Genomic DNA, 1,240 nt, shown 5'->3' on the forward strand with positions numbered 1-1,240 from the left:
CGGATGCGCGTCGATCGGAACATGGCGTCGTAGATCGGCAGCACCGCACCACCCGGATAGCCGAAGACGACCTCCACGCCGAGATCGCACAGCGCCTCGACCAGGATATCGGCTCCGCTCTTCTCGGTCATCGTCTTCGTCCTTCTGCGTCCGTGCCCACTGACGGGGCGTGTCGGGAATGGCGCGGCTACAAGTTTAAAAAGTGCGCGTCAACCGTCAATTGCGCAATAAAGTTTCTATTATGTTGCGTCGCACATCGAGTGCGGTGTCGGGAATCACTGTCCAGCCCGGGCCGGGCTGGTGCCGGAACCAGGTGAATTGCCTTTTGGCATAACGCCTTGTCGCCAGTGCGCCCGCCGCCTGCGCTTCGGCGCGGGTCATGGTGCCCGCCAGCAGCGCGGCGGCCTCGGGCACGCCGATCGCGCGGCGGATGGGGGCGTCGGCGGGCAGGTCGGGCCGCGCGAGCAAAGCGGCAGCTTCGTCCAGCGCTTCGTCCAGCATTTCGCCGAAACGCAGGTCGATCCGGACGTTCAGCCCGTCGCGGTCGGGGAGCAGGACGACGGCGGACAGGGCGATCCGGTTGCCGATGCCGCCTTCCTTATGCGCTTGCCATTCGTGCAGCGGACGGGCGGTCGAGCGCACCACCTCCAACGCGCGGGCGACGCGGGTGGTGTCGGCCGGGTTTAGCCGGGCGGCGGCGATGGGGTCTTCGCGCGACAGGGCGGCATGCGCCTCGGCGACGGGCAGGGCGCGGACCTCTGCGCGAATATCAGCATTGATCTCGGGCACCGGCGCGATGCCATCGAGCAGGGTGCGCATATAAAGGCCGGTGCCGCCGACCAGGATGGGCAGCGATCCCGCCGCCAGGCTGTCCTCGATCGCAGCGCGTGCCTCTGCCGCCCAGCGCGCCGCCGAATAGCCGGTGTCCGCGCCGTCGACATGACCGAACAGCCGATGCGGTGCCTGCGCCTCTTCCTCGAGGGAGGGGCGGGCGGTCAGGATCGACAGGTCCCGGTACACCTGCGCCGAATCGGCATTGATGATCGTGCCGCCGGTCGCCTTCGCCAGATCGAGCGCCAATGCGGACTTGCCGCTGGCGGTCGGCCCTGCGATGAGCGCGACCCTGGGTCGGTCAGAGGAGTTCGCCATGTTCATCGCCACGCTGATAGCAGCCAAGGGCCAGCTGGCCGATGCCGATTTGACGACCGCGCAGGCAAAACTGGCGGCGGCGGGCTGCACC

The 1,240-nt window shown here is 68.1% G+C and carries 2 protein-coding genes; both read right to left on the reverse strand.

Going from position 1 to position 1,240, the window contains the following annotated elements; genetic code table 11:
- The coding region (locus tag U1700_RS14845; protein ID WP_332753455.1) for a thiamine pyrophosphate-binding protein at positions 1 to 131 on the reverse strand (131 nt) is incomplete at its 3' end.
- Positions 132 to 216: 85 nt separating this feature from the next.
- Positions 217 to 1,149, reverse strand: a complete 933-nt coding sequence (gene miaA / locus U1700_RS14850; protein ID WP_332753454.1) for a tRNA (adenosine(37)-N6)-dimethylallyltransferase MiaA — start codon at positions 1,147 to 1,149, stop codon at positions 217 to 219.
- Between the last annotated feature and the right edge of the window lie 91 nt (positions 1,150 to 1,240).

Source organism: Sphingomonas sp. RB1R13 (genome assembly GCF_036663775.1).
Taxonomy (GTDB): domain Bacteria; phylum Pseudomonadota; class Alphaproteobacteria; order Sphingomonadales; family Sphingomonadaceae; genus Sphingomicrobium.

Bases quoted from the DNA above. Each gene is read 5' to 3' on its own strand.
- miaA (WP_332753454.1), bottom strand. From the start codon at position 1,149: ATGGCGAACTCCTCTGACCGACCCAGGGTCGCGCTCATCGCAGGGCCG.